Consider the following 15,310-nt stretch of genomic DNA (forward strand, 5'->3'; position numbering starts at 1 on the left):
GGAATCAAAAGTTGATTTTGATTTTATTTTTGAATTTAATTTTTAAATGGATATAACACAGTACTTCACGGACTACACTCTGCGCACCATCACGCTGGGAACTGCGGTGCTAGGTGCTATTTGTGGAATGTTGGGAAGTTTTGCAGTGTTGCGCAAAGAGAGTTTGTTAGGTGATGCGATCTCACATGCGGCACTTCCAGGTATTGCAGTAGCTTTTCTCCTTACTGGTGCCAAAGATTCCAACATCTTATTACTAGGTGCATTAGTCAGTGGGCTGATAGGTATCTGGTGGATACGTGGTATCGTGAGTAAGACGCACTTAAAAACCGATACGGCTCTTGGTTTGATACTCAGTTTGTTCTTTGGATTTGGAATGCTACTGCTCACCTATATTCAAAAACAGCCGAATGCCAACCAGGCAGGACTTGATAAATATCTATTTGGTCAAGCAGCAACGCTAGTGGAAAGTGACGTCATTCTTATGTCGTTTGTCACAGGCGTTAGTCTCATCACATTACTATTATTTTGGAAAGAATTCAAGTTATTGCTATTTGATCGCAACTATGCGATGACCTTGGGATTCAATGTGAAGTTTATAGATGGATTGATCAGTTTCTTTATCGTGCTGGCAATAGTTATAGGTTTACAAACGGTAGGCGTGGTACTCATGAGCGCCATGTTACTGGCGCCGGCTGCAGCAGCGAGGCAATGGACTGATAAGTTGAGCGTCATGGTATTGCTGGCCGCTGGGTTTGGAATTTTTGCAGGAGTTTTTGGTACATCCATCAGTGCTAGCCAGTCAAATCTTTCTACAGGTCCAGTGATTGTACTAGTGGCATCTGCTTTTGTGGTGGTGTCGTTTATTTTCTCGCCTGGTCGTGGTATTCTATTCAAGCAGTTGCGACTGCTCAAAAACAGACGCGAATTGGAACTACAAAAAACGCTGTCTTTCATGTACACTATCGTGCGCAAACATGATGACATTTCAAGACCACATGCGATCAAGATCTTGAACAACTTTCAAGGATTTACTAAAAGTACCTTAGCACAGCTATCGCAAAAACAATGGATCACCATCAATGGCAGCAACTGGTCCATGACTGATCAAGGTTTTAATGCAGCAACCAATCTGTACGATTCAAATAAGGTAGAATCATGAGCGCAGGACTAGAAATACAATTAATTGCAGCTGTCACAGCCATCGCTTGTGCTATTCCTGGTGTCTTTCTGGTGTTGCGCAAGATGGCACTGATTAGCGACGCAATAAGTCATTCTATCCTACCAGGAATCGTTATAGGGTTTATGATTACTCAAGATCTAGCATCGCCTTGGCTCATTCTGCTTGCTGCTTTTAGCGGTATTATTACGGTCGTTCTGGTAGAGCTCATTCAAAAAACAGGACTGGTGAAAGAAGACACGGCGATAGGATTAGTTTTTCCTGCGCTATTCAGTATTGGTGTGATATTGATTGCGCAAAACGCCAATGATGTTCACTTGGACGTTGATGCAGTGTTACTAGGCGAGCTTGCTTTTGCACCATTTGATAGATTGATCATTAATGGCGCCGACGTAGGTCCAAAGTCTCTGTGGATCATATCAGGAATCTTGGTGTTGACCCTAGTTTTACTACTAGCCTTTTACAAAGAATTGAAGATCAGTACGTTTGATATTGGTCTGTCATCGGCTTTGGGATTCTCGCCCGTGATTTTGCACTATGGTTTGATGAGTGTTGCATCGGTGACAACCGTTGCTGCCTTTGATGCGGTAGGCGCAATATTGGTGGTTGCCTTGATGATAACGCCAGCGGCTGCATCTTATCTGCTTACTACAGATCTCAAGAAAATGCTGGTGTTGTCAGTACTATTTGGAGTGATCAGCGCTATAGGTGGATATTGGGCAGCTCGCGCGTTAGACGCTTCTATTGCTGGATCTATAACTACGGTACTTGCACTACTCTTTTTGCTCATTTACCTATTTGCACCCAGCAAAGGTCTCATTGCGGTTCTCATCAGACAAAAACGCCAACGTACCGAGGTTTCCTTGCTCACTTTCCTATTACACCTAAACAATCACGACAGTATTGAAGAACGTCGTGTGGCGCACCTGCAAGAGCATATTAATTGGCAAAAAGTACGTGCTCAAACCGTGCTGGATCTGGCGGTGCAAAACAACATGATTACCATCAACGACAAAGTGGTTTCCCTAACTCAAAAAGGTCTTGAGTTCACAGAAAAAGCCCTAGAATACATCATCACCAACAAGGACGAAAAAATTGAAGACATGAAAGATGACTTCTTCTTGTTTAGGGGTTGATGTTTATCACGCTTTCGCGAAAGCAAAACTATTCTAAAAACTCGCCTTGCGCTTTTCCAGAAATGCAGTCGTGCCCTCGACAAACTCATGAGTGCCAAAGCAGCTTCCAAAATTATCGATCTCTACCTGGTAACCATCAGTGCCATCGACAAAGCCAGCATTGACTGCATCAATCGCTGCGGCGATCGCCATCGGGCTGTTGCGCATGATCTTGCTGGCTAACTTGTGAGTGAATTCCATGAGTTCTTCTTGAGCAACGACATGATTCACCAGTCCATAGGTGAGCGCCTGATGCGCGTCAATCATTCCTGCGGTCATGATCATTTCCATAGCTCGTCCTTTGCCCACTAGTTGTGGCAAACGCTGTGTACCACCATAACCTGGAATAACGCCTAGGCTAACTTCTGGCAATCCCAAACGTGCATTGTCGCTAGCCACTCTAAAATGTGCGGCCATAGCCAATTCCAAACCACCACCCAACGCAAAACCGTTTACAGCAGCAATCACTGGTTTTGAGCAGTTCTCGATCACATCAAACAACTCGCGCTGGCCTTGACCAGCTAGCTTCTTTCCTTCGCTCTCGTCATAATCTGCAAACTCGCTGATGTCTGCACCAGCAACAAAGGCCTTTTCACCTTGTCCAGTGATGATGATGACTCTGGAGTCGTCATTTTCCTCGGCAGCAGCGATGGCATCACCCAATTCTTGAATCGTCTCGCGATTGAGAGCATTGAGCTTGCTAGGTCTATCAATGCGTATTGTGGTGATCTTGTCGGTGGTAGTTACTGTAATATTATCCATTGGTTTGGTATTTATTTAATTCTAGGTAACGTTACTGTAAAAGTAGTGCCGCTACCGTAAAGCGTTTCCATAGTGATGGTTCCATTAAAACTTTCCACGATTTGTTTTACCATGGCGAGTCCTAGGCCCATACCACTATTCTTGGTAGTAAATTTAGGTTCAAAAATCTTGCTTTCATTCTCTGGAGCGACGCCAGTACCATTGTCGGATACCTTAAGGTAGATATTATTTTCATCATGAGTGACACTCACCTTAATATCCATGTGACGTTGTTCATGTTGGGCTTGCAAGGCATTTTTGACCAGATTTGTCACAACACGTATCAATTGCGTACGGTCAAAAATGGCGCACAATTCGCTCGCATCTTCTTCATAGTGAATGTGCGAGTCATTGAAAATATCCAAGGCTAGTTGCGTGATTTTGGGCACGTTGGTCTGCTCGTTTTTCTGCGCTGGCATGGTTGCATAGGTCGAGAAAGCACCTGCAATGTTGCTCATCACATCAATTTGTTCAATCAATGAATTAGAATATTCCTTGATTTTGTCACGCGCATCAGGATCCTCGGGATCAAAGCGTCGTTCAAAACTTTGCACCGTCAACCTCATGGGCGTCAAAGGATTCTTGATCTCGTGGGCAACCTGTTTTGCCATCTCACGCCATGCCTGCTCACGCTCGCTAGTCGCTAGTTTTACAGCGCTTTCCTCGAGCTCATCCACCATCGCATTGTAGGATATCACAAGCGTGTTTATTTCCTCAGTTCCTGCGACGTCCACACTTATTTTTTGATTGCGTTTGGCAATGTTGAGTTCCTTAATCTTGTCGCTGATATATCGTATGGATCTAGTCACATATCTGGACAAAATAAAGGCAATGAGTATGGTAAAAAACAGCATCACCGCGTACACCATACCTATGCGATATAGAAACTCACGCAACTCATAGTTTATAAAATCATCGTTCTCTAGATACGGCAAATTGATGATCGCTATATTCTTGAATTGATCATCCTTGAGATAGGTGTAACTAGACCTATAACTCTCGCCGTTTTCCTGAAATTCTACCACGTATCGACCGCTATCTGCATCACGCAAACGCGTCAAGGTTTCTTGACTCAGCTGCTTTTCTAGATCGTCCTTGACCAGTTTTTTACTAGATGTCTTGAGCAACCTGCCTTTCAAATCATACATGTTTACCGGCAAGCCGTGGATGTCACTTATGTCATCAATCTCTGTCTTAAAAATGAGTGGCAGCTTCTCTGTAGTAACCTCAAAGTCGGTTTTTTTGAGTTCATAATTAAAACTCTCAAGAATCGCTTCTTCCTTGCGTTCCAGGCGCTTGTTATGGTAGTCCTTGCCTTGCTCGCTATACTGATAAATGGACACGCCTGCAATCAAGATACTCGAGATAAGAGTAAGCAAGATCATCGAGAAAAAGATCCTGTTGCGCAGGCTGTTCTTGTATAATTTCATCTGGATAAAAGTAGCAATTATTGCGCCAGTACTCACGCGATGATGGATATGAAAATTTAAGATGGGTTTAATTTTGCTTTCGCGAAAGCGTAACTACCTTTATTCTCAAACGCATATTATGAGCATTGAGAAGTATTACACGCTGGGAAAAACAGGCCTTAAAGTCAGTAGGCTGGCGTTGGGAACGATGACCTTTGGTAAAGAATGGGGTTGGGGAAATGAGAAAGAGGCGGCGCAGCAAATATTTGATTACTACCTAGATCACGGCGGCAATTTTGTGGACACTGCAGATATGTATACCGGCGGTACCAGCGAAGAATTTATTGGTGATTTCATGCAATCGCGCAACAATCGCGAGGATATTGTACTTGCTAGTAAATTTACCTTCAATACCTCATCGAGCAATGCCATAAATAGTGGTGGTAATTCCCGCAAAAACATACGTCGGACGCTAGAAGAATCGCTCAAGCGACTGAAGACAGATTATATCGACCTATATATATTACATTGTTGGGACAAATTGACGCCTGTTGAAGAAGTGATGCGCACACTCAACGACCTAGTTAGCGAGGGCAAGATCCTGCACGTAGGTTTGTCGAACGTTCCTGCCTGGTATGCATCACGAGCGCAAATGCTTGCTGAAGCTAATGGCTATGAACCCATAAGCGCACTGCAACTAGAGTATTCGCTTATACAACGCACTATCGAGCATGAATATATCGATCTAGGACAATACACCAATGCTGGTATCATGGCGTGGTCGCCGCTAGGTGGTGGCTTGTTGTCTGGCAAATACAAGCCTGGCATTGACGATCAAGAAGATGTTGAAGGTCGCCTGAAACACATTACTGATAATGGCGGTGAGGTAAGCTCCAAAGACAACAAGCGCAACTGGAATATTGTGAAAACGCTACAGGAAGTAAGCGAGGAAATCAATCAACCCATGGCAAGCGTGGCCTTGAACTGGACGGCTAACCAGCCCAATGTTGCCAGTGTACTCGTGGGCGCGACCAAAATGAAACAAATTGAGGAAAACATGAAAGCCCTGAATTTTGAAATACCAGCAGACCTGATGCAAAAACTCAACGAGGCCAGCGCACCACAAGCTGCCAATCCATATACCTTTTTCCAACCAAAAATGCAGGAACGCATCTATCCAGATAATAAAGTGGGTCATAAACCGCCACATTACTGGAAAAGTGTAGATATTGGCTAAATAAATTACAAAAAATACCTGCTACATAATGGCAGCAGGTATTTTCTTTTAATTTTTGCGATTACGATACCTTAAATAAATTACTGCAGCGACTACAAGCGATGAAATACTTATCGCCACTACTAGTAACCAAAAAACCACGTACATAATCTCAACTTATTTACCTACCAACGCTGGCTGTACCCACTTAAAAATATAGCTTTCATCTGGTATCACCATGCGCTGTGCGACACGCTCCATGCGTGCTGGTAACTTCATGAGGTAGTCACGAGCCTTTTCTGCCTCATCGCTTAGATCATTTAGACTAGGGATATCCCAAACTTTGATGAGCTCTTTCAATATATCTATATAATCTTGAGCAGTGTAAACACCTATGCGCTGTGCGCTATTAGAGAAATCTTCAAAAGCTGCACCAATGGTTTGCCCTGACTCTCTCAAAAAGTGTGCTGGCATGACAATCTTGTGCACCATCATCTCCTTAAATGCAATCATCATATTGCTAGGATCTACCTTAAAGATTTCATCTACAAAAGCACTATAAGCCTTATGGTGGCGCATCTCATCACCGCTTATGATACGACACATTTTTGATAGTGCTGTATTGCCGTAAGTTCGAGCCATTTTGGCCACCCGATTATGAGAAATATAGGTTGCTAGTTCCTGGAAGCTGGTATAAACAAAGTTCTTATAAGGATCACGATCGGTTCCTATATCAAAGCCATCTGCGATTAAATGCTGTGTGGTCACCTCAACCTCGCGCATATTTACACGACCTGATAGATATAGATATTTGTTGAGGACATCGCCGTGACGATTTTCCTCACTAGTCCACTGGCGAACCCATTTTGACCAGACATTGCCTTTACCTTCTACTTGATTGACGCCTTCTACATCCATGAGCCATGACTCATAGGTAGGTAGCGCCTCTTCAGTAATGGTGTCGCCTACTAGGGCAACCCATAGATCATAAGGCAATTCTTTTGCTAGCTCACGTATTTCCTTGAGCTTGTCAAAAAAACCATCAACTGTAGAATCTGGTAAGAAGTCTGACGGCTGCCAGATTTTCTCGATAGGAATCAAGAACTGATCCATGAAGGACTCTACCTTGGATTCAAGGCTTTGCATCACTTCAATGCGTATATTCTTTAGGGGTTTTATCATTTGTTTAATTGTTGTTAGTAAAGGTATGGTATTTAGGCGAGTACGCTTTCGCGAAAGCGTAATACTAAAGAACCGCATGGCATATTTTAACTTGCCGTACTGGTGACACTACTATGTACCACGTTTTGTGCCGCTTCTATAACCTCGAGCTCATCTTTTCCCGCGATGGGCATGGGCTCATGAACAGTAAGGCTAATGTGGTTGCCCATTCCAAAAGGAAACTTGCCATAACGATCCACTTTCCAGCTGTTGTTTACAGTCACCGGAACGACCACGGCGTTTGGTACATACTTGAAAATAGTCTGTAAACCACGACGTTGAAATGGTTTAGGGACGCCTGTACGGCTGCGCGTGCCCTCGGCAAAAATCACGATGCTGCGCGTTTTTTCGTGCGCATTCTTAGCAAAAGTCGTCAATGCATTCACCGCTTGTACCTTGTCCTTGCGGTCTATGGCACAGTTCTCACCTATACGCAGGTTGAGTGAGATGCTGGGAATATTTTTGGCGAGTTCGATCTTGCTCACAAACTTGGGGTAGTGCTTTCGTAAATACCAAATAAGCGGTGGTATGTCAAACATACTTTGGTGATTGCTGACAAATATGTAGGATTTACCGACTGGTAATTCTTCCGTGTACTTGATGCTAAAGGTGTTTCCCAATGGTAACATACTGCCCATCAAGCACAAATTAAGCACTGCGACACTTTTTTGATGCAGGTCATGACCGCCTATCCAGTTGCACAATAACTGTATGGGATGAAATATCAACAGTGCCAGAAAAAACAGGATCAAATGAATCACCGACAATGGGTAGGAAAGAATTTTTGCCATGTTGCAAAGGTAATTTCTTATCGCACGAGACCCTTATTTATGGATCGCAATCGATATGCATGCATAGTAAATTGGTGAGTTGGTGAGTTGGTGAGTTGGTGAGTTGGTGAGTTGGTGAGTTGGTGAGTTGGTGAGTTGGTGAGTTGGTGAGTAATTTCTATCTTACGATACAAAAGCCAAACTACTATATCATTTTTTAAGTACCTAATTGCCTGCTACAGCGTACATCTTACTTTATAGTCTCGATGATGACTGCGCATTGTGTTTTCAAAGAAGATTTAAATGAAAACAGAGGCCTAATTAACTCTGCACCAAATGCGTGCAAATAAAAAAGCATCCTATTTCTAGGATGCTTTTGTTGATTTGAGAGTGACTGTGATTAGCAGTTCTCGTTATAGGCTTCTTTGAGGTTTTCAGCAATCATCTCTGCTGGGCGACCTTCTATGTGGTGACGCTCAAGCATGTGAACCAATTCACCATTTTTAAATAATGCCATACTAGGCGAGCTAGGTGGAAACGGCACCATGGCCGCACGTGCTGTGTCAACTGCTTCACGATCTACACCGGCAAAAACAGTTACCAGGTGATCTGGCTTCTTACTGTTGTCTAAGGACATTTTTGCGCCTGGACGAGCATTTGCTGCTGCACAACCACAAACCGAATTTACTACTACTAGTGTAGTACCTTCTTTGTTAATGGCATTCTTAACTTCATCTTGAGTATATAAATGTTCAAAACCTGCTTGACCTAAATCATCGCGCATGGGTTGAACTAATTCTGCTGGATACATAATTTTAATTTTGTGTAAAGTTATAAGTAATTACTTGTTTCTACAGTAATTACAATCATTAGTATTTATCGCTGGGTTGCGGTTGACAATTAATCCTCGAGCAACTCGTCTAGCTCTTTCTTATAAAGAGTTTCGGCTAGATCTTCTGGTGTGCGCTCGTAGAGGTTCTCGATCTCTGGATCTGCTCCATGTTCTATGAGTAACTTGACGAGGTCAAAATTACCTTTTGAATTCATGAGTGCCACCCATAAAGGTCCATTATCATGCTCGTCCATCAAGTTAGGATCTGCATGATTGTTGAGCAGTAATAGAGCGGCACCGGTGCGCATCTCTAGACTGCAGTGGTGCAACGCACAGTAACCTATTTTATCCTGATGGTTAACATCTGCTCCTTGCTCGATAAGGCTGGCGACTAGTTCATCCTTACCAAAGAACGATGCATGCATCAATGCTGTACGACCATCGCTATCCTTTGCATCCACGCCATGATCCTCAAGCATGTGCGTTAATTCTTCCATGGCGTCACGTTGTACCAGACTGCGCATGCGACGCAGTGAATCATACGGTATCAATGGACGATTCTTATTTTCCATCTACTTCTTATAGTTGTTGTTATATCGCTGGTTTACACGACTTGCAATAGACTGCATCTCTTCCTTTTCCAGCGATACTTTATTTATAAATCTCATGTCTTCCATATCTCTCAACGGAATTAAATGCACATGCACATGCGGTACTTCCAGCCCGACGACTGACATGCCTATGCGTTTGCACGATACTTCTTCACGCAAGCATAATGCCACTTGTCGGGAGAACGCCATCAATCTTTCATAGGTTTCTTCATCCAGATCAAATAATTTGTTGACCTCTTTTTTAGGCACACACAATGTGTGACCAGGCGCATTGGGATTGATATCTAGAAAAGCATAGAAATCATCACTTTCTGCCACCTTGTAGGATGGAATCTCACCGCTTATGATTTTTGTAAAAACACTCATGCTATCCTCTACTTATTTCTAGTATTTCTAGCTTGATGGTTCCTACCGGCACAGTAACCTCGGCCACGTCGCCTACTTCTTTACCTAGCAAACCTTTACCTATTGGAGAATCCACCGATATGTGACCCTTGGCAAGATCTGCTTCGCTTTGTGCTACCAGCTTGTAGTTCATCACCATATTATTGTTGTGATTCTTGATCTTGACATTACTGTGGATCAATGCCTTGCTGGTATCTAGGGAATTTTCATCGATTACCCTAGCATTTGATACAACTGCCTCAAGTTTTGAAATGCGCATTTCCAGCATTCCTTGCGCTTCTTTGGCAGCGTCATATTCTGCATTTTCACTCAGGTCACCTTTGTCTCTGGCCTCAGCAATCGCTTGTGATGCGGCTGGTCTATCAACGTCCTTTAATTGCTGCAATTCATCACGCAATTTCTTCAGGCCTTCTTCAGTATAATAGGATACGTTACTCATAATTTTTCTTGATTTGATGTTATTGTGGATGTTACGCTACTTCGACTCCGCTCAGTACAACTTTCGCGAAAGCGTAATAAAAAACCACATCTTAACACGCTGGTGTTTATAAAACACAAAATCCCATCATTGCTGCGGGATTAGGCTACAAATATACTAAATATGCATAGGATCGTTATACATTTACAGGATCACTACACATTGCTATGAAAAAATCCATCTTACTTGCCGTACTGCTCACGCTGTTTTCATGTGAGAATGACGACGATTTTAATAATAATCCGTTTCTCGTGGATATATCTTTTCAAGTGATTCTCAATACTAATCTACCGCAGTACGCAGACCTGGATTTTCCTGGTAATAGTGTGGTAATTCCCAATCAAGGCTTGCGCGGCGTGGTCGTTTATTACATAGGCAATAATGATTATCGCGCTTTTGAGCTATCAGATCCCAACCACTCGCCTAACAGTTGTTCTACCATGAGAGTTAACGGCATCGAGGCAACTTGCCCATGTCCAGATGATAATTTTAAGTATAATATTATCACAGGAGAGCCCATGAATGGCGGTGAGTTCCCTATGAAACCGTACCGTGCGACGCGTCAAGGAGATGATATTATAGTTTCAAATTAGACAGACAGATACATCCAAAAAAAAAGCCGCTGATGTTCACACCAGCGGCTTTTCTATTTATCAGGATTCTTTCTAGAAGTTAAGCGTCAATCCAGCAAGAAAATTGATTCCAGCCTGCGGATAAAACCCTGCACCTTCTACTGTGTTGACTATTCCTGGATTGCTGAAATCGTCATCAAATGAAAAGTAGTAACCGTTTGAGACATACTGCTCATCAAAGATGTTGTTGACCAGTCCAGTGATCACAATGCTATCAAAGATCTTTTTAGGCTTGATGGTGTAGATCAGATTCAGGTCATTCACAAAATAACTGTCCAGTTTTGATAATCGAGCCTCTGTATTGCTCATGAACTGCTCACTGACAAACTTGCTCAAGAAAGAGATTTGTAATTGCTTGACGGGTTCAAAAACGATGGCGTTTGCCGCCACAACTTCTGGTGAATAGGCAATATCTGTAGAGCCTAGATTTTGCAACTCGCCGTCAAATGATCTGATGGTTTCATTATTTCTATTGCGACTTACTGCGACATTGGGCTGTAGCGTCAACTGTGGTGTTACAGGAATAATCGCTTCCAACTCCACACCTAATCTGTAACTATCACCGCTATTCTCTCGCACCGGTGCGCCTACATCATTTATGGCACCTGTAAGGACTAACTGCTCATTGTACAACATTAAGTACCCATTTGCATTAAGGCTAAAGTTGCCAGATTTATGACGCCAGCCTAGTTCAAAGTCATTAAGTTTTTCTGGCTGGATGTCAGGATTATTTTCAAAGTCATCTCTTGTGGGCTCTCTATTGGCTCGTGCATAAGAGAAGTATAGATCGTTCTTGCGATTGAGTTCATAGGTGATTCCAGCCTTGGGATTAAAGAATGTGTAATTCTCGTCCACATTAAAATCAATCAAGTCTGCATTGATTCCAGAGGTCTCATAGTTCACATTTCTTACCTGTAGATCGCCGTACAATTGTATGCGGTCATTTAATTTATATGTTGCTTTCGCGAAAGCGGAAAAATCATTCTTCTTACCGTTACCATCATAGTATCGATCTCTAATATCTAAGTTATTTGCAAATCTGGCCCAGATGACCTCACCAAAATGGTCACCATCATAATGACTGAATGAGGTACCAAAAATCAAGTCAATTTCATTATTCCTGTAATTGGCACTGGCATTGATTACATAGTAGTCATTATCCAGCCATCTGCGGCGTATCAAATCTGTTGTATTGACAATCTCATCATTGATCTCTAATGGTTCAATGCCATAGGTTTCAAAATCGTCATCTTCTCTAAACTGCTCAAAAAAGCCGCGACCGTATGTGTAGTTCAAGCCAATATTAGTGGACCAGTTGCGATCAATTTTTTGATTCCAGTGCAATTGATAGTGATCCTGGCGGTAATCATCTACCTCATTGTCATAAAACTGTGTCTCGCCATTCTCATCAGTAAATTGTCCTGCTGGATTGAACGTGCGATCGTTCTCCAAAGTTTCATTATCGATACCAAACCACGACTGATAAGTAACATTGTTACCACCAAAGGTGATCGCCTTGATCAAGGTATTGTCATCCACATAAGCTCCTTGCAGGAAATAGGATTTCAGCTCTGTTCTTGCCCGATCTACATAACCATCAGAAGAAATATTTGAAAGACGACCAGCAATCTCAAAGTGGTCATTCATCAAGCCTGTAGAAAACTTGACCGTATGCTTGCGGCTATTAAAACTACCAGCAGAATTAGAAATCTCGCCGCTCGCCTCTTCTGAAACTAGGTCTGTGAGCACATTGATACTCGCACCAAAAGCGCCACTACCATTAGTGCTCGTACCTACACCACGTTGCAATTGCAAACTTTGAACTGACGATGCAAAATCGCCCAAGTTTACCCAAAACGTACCCAACGACTCTGCATCAGAATAAGGAATACCATTGATGGTCACGTTAGTTGATTGTGAGCTGATACCGCGCACGCGCAGTCCCGTATAACCTATACCGTTACCAGCATCAGTCGTCGTGACAACAGATGGCAGGAAATTGAGCAGCAGCGGTATGTCCTGTCCTAGGTTACGTTTTGCAATCTCTTCTTTTGACAGGTTGCTGTGCGTGATGGGCGAGTTGGCCTCGACACGCACGGCCTTTACAAGCACCTCGCCTAGCCTTTCGGTCTTGGTGGTGTCCTGTGGTTGAGTGGTTTGCGCTGATAAGCTCACGGCTCCTAGCAGGAACGCAGCTTTTACAACGACTGATCTTGACGCGCTTAACGTCTTGAATAAATGGTTCATACGAACTTGTTTTAAGTCCTAATGAAAGAGGCATTCAATCGGTCGTGATTAAATATTACATAAAGGAGGAATCTCTTTGTAAACGCCACTCATTCTGTAAAGAATTGTAGCGATCTACTTTTCCCTTGGCAGCATTACCTGCCCAGGTTCCTCGGGTATAATCTCAGCCGCTTGTGGCGGCACCCCTTGAGATTTTGCAAAATTAAACATTAAATCAAGTTGACGAATGAAAATCTGTTGATTTGTTACGCTTTCGCGAAAGCGGAATAGTCAAAAACTTTACTGCAACGATAATTCTGAATCTTCAATAAGTACACAGAATACCAGGTCTCTTGAAAGTCTAGAGCTTTATCGTTTGAAAATAGCTGTTGACTGCGCTCGAGCAGGCATTTTAACTTGAAAACATACTATCTTCAAGATCGTATTTTCAGATAATGAATGCGGACTTCGAGTGGCCTCAGTTCTCATTTTGAGTTTATTTTTAATTTTATCCCATGTCCAATACAGATTTGATTATTGAAGAGCGCAGTCGTGATATAGGCGACTTTCTGGTAGGTAGATTGATACCATTCCGCAAGAAGCGCATGGTGGGTCCATTTATATTTATCGATCACATGGGACCAACTGCTTTGGGTCCTGAAAAGTATATGGATGTAGATCAGCATCCGCATATAGGATTGTCCACGCTTACCTATTTGATGGACGGTCAATTGCAACATGCTGATGGTATAGGTACAGATCAAACCATCCTGCCAGGATCTGTTAACTGGATGGTGGCTGGAAAAGGCGTTACTCATACAGAACGCACGCCACAAGCACTGAGAGATGCTGGTGCGCAGTTTACCATGCATGGCTATCAGATTTGGGTAGCGCTGCCTAAAGAACTGGAAGATATAGAATCAGAATTTCATCACATCGATGCCGATGCTTTGCCTACATGGACCGATCAAGATGCCAAATTCACACTTGTTGCTGGAAAAGGCTATGGCAAGGAATCGCCAGTGCCTGTGCACTCGGATTTGTTTATGATTGATATTAGTACCACGGCAGATTATCATTTTAGCGCAGCAGGAAATCTATCGGGTGAGATAGGTATCACGATTGTGTCTGGCAGTGTGACGGCTTGCGGCGATGTTATCCAGGCAGGAAACATGCTGGTGAGCAAGACCAACGACCTATGCGATATCACGATCGCAGCAGATAGTCACGTGCTTATTTTTGGCGGTGAGCCATTTCCAGAAGAGCGTCATATCTACTGGAATTTTGTAAGCCATTCACAAGAAAAAATTGAAGCTGCTAAACAAGCGTGGAAAGAAAAGACCTTTCCTATGATGGATAATGATGATAGTTATGTGCCGTTGCCAGAGTGATTAAAAGAAGTAACTGACTCCTATATTCACTTGTTGCATATTCAAATTGAACCCGAAAGAACTAGATGTCGATTCCTCACCAAACTCAGGCTCTATGTTGGCGGTAGCATAACCTAGACTACCTACCTGTGCCTGTAGCGCGAATGCGTCATTTAAAGAGTAGCTAATACCTGGTCTCAAGCCAATTGAAAATCCGTCGATGTCTGCAGAAAATGAATTGGACTCTTGGTTTGATATGAAATATTCAACTTCTCCTTGAATGTTCAGCGCAAAATTTTCTGAGAGAGAAAAATACTTTTTAACATAAGGTCTGAAACTGTAAGACCTTGCATAGCTTGTATTAGTAATTTGTGAAAACGAACTAGAACTCTCACTTTCATTGTAGGTAAAACCTAGACCTAATCCAATCACCAAATCGTCGCTAACCGCCAGACCCAGCTGCGGTATAAAACCAAAACTTAAATCATCACTCTCAAACGAGTCATTTTCACTGTTTGAGGAACTGAAACTTACAGCGCCAGTCAGCTCATAAGTTCCTTGACTGATAAATGACGTCTTTTCTTCCTCTTCTTGTGCAAATAAAACGGCAGATGATAGGATTGTCATTGCAAATATTATTTTTTTCATGGTTAGTTTGATTAAATGGATGCATAGATAAGAATAATCCTTGTAATTAGGAATATGCATCAATGAGGTTGCCTCCATAGCAAATTCCAAATCTTTGCATAAACCTAGGCCAAAGTAATGTTAGCGATTGCTGTGATAGCCACCCTATTTCCTAACTTGTTATTCCAAATAAAAACGAAAGCTATGAAAACGCCCAACTACAAAGAAACACAAGGAAAACACCCGATTCCTCACGCTAAGAATATCGCAAAAGATGACAACCTACAACCAGAGTCTGTGACCATCAAAAACGAAACTAGCGAGGAAGAAGAGTAGTTTTTCTCATTTCAACAACAAAGG

At 42.6% G+C, this 15,310-nt stretch carries 16 protein-coding genes; 6 read left to right on the top strand and 10 right to left on the bottom strand.

The window, feature by feature from the left end; all coding sequences use genetic code 11:
- Window positions 1-46 precede the first annotated feature (46 nt).
- Both EJ995_RS01725 and EJ995_RS01730 read left to right on the top strand, forming a co-directional pair.
- Window positions 47-1,159, top strand: a complete 1,113-nt coding sequence (locus EJ995_RS01725; protein WP_126445001.1) for a metal ABC transporter permease — start codon at window positions 47-49, stop codon at window positions 1,157-1,159.
- The gene (locus EJ995_RS01730) at window positions 1,153-2,313 is read left to right on the top strand and encodes a metal ABC transporter permease (RefSeq protein WP_126445003.1); all 1,161 of its coding nucleotides are present in this window, start codon (window positions 1,153-1,155) and stop codon (window positions 2,311-2,313) included. Before EJ995_RS01725 ends, EJ995_RS01730 begins: the two co-directional genes overlap by 7 nt.
- 33 nt (window positions 2,314-2,346) lie before the next feature.
- On the opposite strand, the gene EJ995_RS01735 is transcribed toward EJ995_RS01730, so the two are convergent.
- Both EJ995_RS01735 and EJ995_RS01740 read right to left on the bottom strand, forming a co-directional pair.
- A complete protein-coding gene (locus EJ995_RS01735; protein ID WP_126445005.1) occupies window positions 2,347-3,114 on the bottom strand; it encodes an enoyl-CoA hydratase/isomerase family protein in 768 nt (255 codons plus the stop codon).
- A gap of 11 nt (window positions 3,115-3,125) precedes the next feature.
- A complete protein-coding gene (locus EJ995_RS01740; RefSeq protein WP_126445007.1) occupies window positions 3,126-4,583 on the bottom strand; it encodes a sensor histidine kinase in 1,458 nt (485 codons plus the stop codon).
- Between the two features lie 61 nt (window positions 4,584-4,644).
- Between EJ995_RS01740 and EJ995_RS01745 the strand changes: the two genes are divergently transcribed.
- Complete coding sequence (locus tag EJ995_RS01745) at window positions 4,645-5,799, top strand: aldo/keto reductase (protein ID WP_206482257.1); 1,155 nt, start codon at window positions 4,645-4,647, stop codon at window positions 5,797-5,799.
- Between the two features lie 156 nt (window positions 5,800-5,955).
- Here EJ995_RS01745 and EJ995_RS01750 read toward each other — a convergent pair whose 3' ends face one another.
- The 6 genes from EJ995_RS01750 to greA form a co-directional block, all read right to left on the bottom strand.
- On the bottom strand, window positions 5,956-6,960 hold the full coding sequence (locus tag EJ995_RS01750) for an acyl-ACP desaturase (protein ID WP_126445008.1): 1,005 nt from the start codon (window positions 6,958-6,960) through the stop codon (window positions 5,956-5,958).
- An 86-nt stretch (window positions 6,961-7,046) separates the two neighbouring features.
- Complete coding sequence (locus EJ995_RS01755; protein WP_126445010.1) at window positions 7,047-7,790, bottom strand: lysophospholipid acyltransferase family protein; 744 nt, start codon at window positions 7,788-7,790, stop codon at window positions 7,047-7,049.
- 379 nt (window positions 7,791-8,169) lie between these two features.
- Window positions 8,170-8,580, bottom strand: coding sequence for a BrxA/BrxB family bacilliredoxin (locus EJ995_RS01760; protein ID WP_126445012.1), 411 nt, complete (start codon window positions 8,578-8,580; stop codon window positions 8,170-8,172).
- Window positions 8,581-8,669: 89 nt separating this feature from the next.
- Window positions 8,670-9,173, bottom strand: coding sequence for an ankyrin repeat domain-containing protein (locus EJ995_RS01765; protein ID WP_126445014.1), 504 nt, complete (start codon window positions 9,171-9,173; stop codon window positions 8,670-8,672).
- Window positions 9,174-9,578 carry an HIT family protein gene (locus EJ995_RS01770; RefSeq protein ID WP_126445016.1) on the bottom strand — a complete coding sequence of 135 codons (405 nt, stop codon included), beginning with the start codon at window positions 9,576-9,578 and terminating at the stop codon, window positions 9,174-9,176.
- A 1-nt stretch (window position 9,579) separates the two neighbouring features.
- Window positions 9,580-10,056: a transcription elongation factor GreA gene (greA, locus tag EJ995_RS01775; RefSeq protein WP_126445018.1), complete on the bottom strand. Its 477-nt coding sequence runs from the start codon at window positions 10,054-10,056 to the stop codon at window positions 9,580-9,582.
- A gap of 206 nt (window positions 10,057-10,262) precedes the next feature.
- On the opposite strand from greA, the gene EJ995_RS01780 reads away from it, so the two are divergent.
- The gene (locus EJ995_RS01780) at window positions 10,263-10,688 is read left to right on the top strand and encodes a Rieske (2Fe-2S) protein (RefSeq protein ID WP_164549858.1); all 426 of its coding nucleotides are present in this window, start codon (window positions 10,263-10,265) and stop codon (window positions 10,686-10,688) included.
- A 72-nt stretch (window positions 10,689-10,760) separates the two neighbouring features.
- Here the strand turns inward: EJ995_RS01780 and EJ995_RS01785 are convergent, their stop codons facing one another.
- Entirely contained in the window at window positions 10,761-12,974 is a 2,214-nt protein-coding gene (locus tag EJ995_RS01785) for a TonB-dependent receptor (RefSeq protein WP_126445022.1), read from the bottom strand.
- A 494-nt stretch (window positions 12,975-13,468) separates the two neighbouring features.
- Here EJ995_RS01785 and EJ995_RS01790 point away from each other — a divergent pair, with 494 nt between their 5' ends.
- Entirely contained in the window at window positions 13,469-14,344 is an 876-nt protein-coding gene (locus tag EJ995_RS01790; protein WP_126445024.1) for a pirin family protein, read from the top strand.
- On the opposite strand, the gene EJ995_RS01795 is transcribed toward EJ995_RS01790, so the two are convergent.
- Window positions 14,345-14,971 carry an outer membrane beta-barrel protein gene (locus tag EJ995_RS01795; RefSeq protein ID WP_164549859.1) on the bottom strand — a complete coding sequence of 209 codons (627 nt, stop codon included), beginning with the start codon at window positions 14,969-14,971 and terminating at the stop codon, window positions 14,345-14,347. It lies immediately after the preceding gene.
- Window positions 14,972-15,154: 183 nt separating this feature from the next.
- Here EJ995_RS01795 and EJ995_RS13280 point away from each other — a divergent pair, with 183 nt between their 5' ends.
- Entirely contained in the window at window positions 15,155-15,286 is a 132-nt protein-coding gene (locus EJ995_RS13280) for a hypothetical protein (protein WP_262707151.1), read from the top strand.
- Window positions 15,287-15,310 lie beyond the last annotated feature (24 nt).

It is taken from the genome of Nonlabens ponticola (assembly GCF_003966335.1).
Taxonomy (GTDB): Bacteria; Bacteroidota; Bacteroidia; order Flavobacteriales; family Flavobacteriaceae; genus Nonlabens; species Nonlabens ponticola.

Coding starts and splice junctions, on each gene's coding strand:
- EJ995_RS01725 (WP_126445001.1), top strand. CDS start 47: ATGGATATAACACAGTACTTCACGGACTACACTCTGCGCACCATCACG.
- EJ995_RS01735 (WP_126445005.1), bottom strand. CDS start 3,114: ATGGATAATATTACAGTAACTACCACCGACAAGATCACCACAATACGC.
- EJ995_RS01740 (WP_126445007.1), bottom strand. CDS start 4,583: ATGAAATTATACAAGAACAGCCTGCGCAACAGGATCTTTTTCTCGATG.
- EJ995_RS01745 (WP_206482257.1), top strand. CDS start 4,645: ATGGGTTTAATTTTGCTTTCGCGAAAGCGTAACTACCTTTATTCTCAA.
- EJ995_RS01750 (WP_126445008.1), bottom strand. CDS start 6,960: ATGATAAAACCCCTAAAGAATATACGCATTGAAGTGATGCAAAGCCTT.
- EJ995_RS01755 (WP_126445010.1), bottom strand. CDS start 7,790: ATGGCAAAAATTCTTTCCTACCCATTGTCGGTGATTCATTTGATCCTG.
- EJ995_RS01760 (WP_126445012.1), bottom strand. CDS start 8,580: ATGTATCCAGCAGAATTAGTTCAACCCATGCGCGATGATTTAGGTCAA.
- EJ995_RS01765 (WP_126445014.1), bottom strand. CDS start 9,173: ATGGAAAATAAGAATCGTCCATTGATACCGTATGATTCACTGCGTCGC.
- EJ995_RS01770 (WP_126445016.1), bottom strand. CDS start 9,578: ATGAGTGTTTTTACAAAAATCATAAGCGGTGAGATTCCATCCTACAAG.
- greA (WP_126445018.1), bottom strand. CDS start 10,056: ATGAGTAACGTATCCTATTATACTGAAGAAGGCCTGAAGAAATTGCGT.
- EJ995_RS01780 (WP_164549858.1), top strand. CDS start 10,263: ATGAAAAAATCCATCTTACTTGCCGTACTGCTCACGCTGTTTTCATGT.
- EJ995_RS01785 (WP_126445022.1), bottom strand. CDS start 12,974: ATGAACCATTTATTCAAGACGTTAAGCGCGTCAAGATCAGTCGTTGTA.
- EJ995_RS01790 (WP_126445024.1), top strand. CDS start 13,469: ATGTCCAATACAGATTTGATTATTGAAGAGCGCAGTCGTGATATAGGC.
- EJ995_RS01795 (WP_164549859.1), bottom strand. CDS start 14,971: ATGAAAAAAATAATATTTGCAATGACAATCCTATCATCTGCCGTTTTA.
- EJ995_RS13280 (WP_262707151.1), top strand. CDS start 15,155: ATGAAAACGCCCAACTACAAAGAAACACAAGGAAAACACCCGATTCCT.